This is a genomic window from Marinobacterium profundum, from assembly GCF_001528745.1.
Taxonomy (GTDB): Bacteria; Pseudomonadota; Gammaproteobacteria; order Pseudomonadales; family Balneatricaceae; genus Marinobacterium_A; species Marinobacterium_A profundum.
Genome location: NZ_BCNS01000008.1, coordinates 1 through 514, shown reverse-complemented (window position 1 = coordinate 514; position 514 = coordinate 1). Strand labels below are relative to the sequence as shown.

Genomic DNA, 514 nt, shown 5'->3' with positions numbered 1-514 from the left:
TGACCCAGCTGGGTATTCGTAACGTATCCTCGTCTAATCGGGCCGATCACAAGGCGGCCGAGGCGGCGGGGTCCACCATACTGTCGGTGCGCGATGTGCGCCGCCTGGGTACCCAGGGCGTAGTCGATCTGATCCCCAAGGGCGTTAACTATTACATCACCATCGATATCGATGGTTTTGATCCCTCGATTGCACCGGGCACAGGCACGCCCAGCCATGGTGGCTTTCAGTATTACGAGGTGATGGAAGTGCTGCAGCAGGTTGCGCTGCAAGGGGATGTGGTGGGGATCGATCTGTGTGAAGTGGCGCCGGACTACGATCACAGTGGTTCGACCAGCATTCTCGCCGCCCAGGTGCTGCTGAACCTGGTGGGTTACGTCTTCCATGGCCGGGCGCTGCGCAAATAGCCCATCTGGGGGCTATTCAAACCTAAAAACGCGCAGGCCTCGGGCCTGCGCGTTTTTTGTTGTGCGTGTTTTGTTTGGGTGCTGTGACAGGCTGCTAGCGGCGGTTA

1 protein-coding gene is annotated in these 514 nt (G+C 58.8%); it reads left to right on the top strand.

What is annotated here, in order from left to right; genetic code table 11:
* Nucleotides 1–407: arginase family protein (locus tag MPRO_RS00905; protein ID WP_173645488.1), on the top strand; the 407-nt coding region annotated here is incomplete at its 5' end.
* Nucleotides 408–514: the final 107 nt, after the last annotated feature.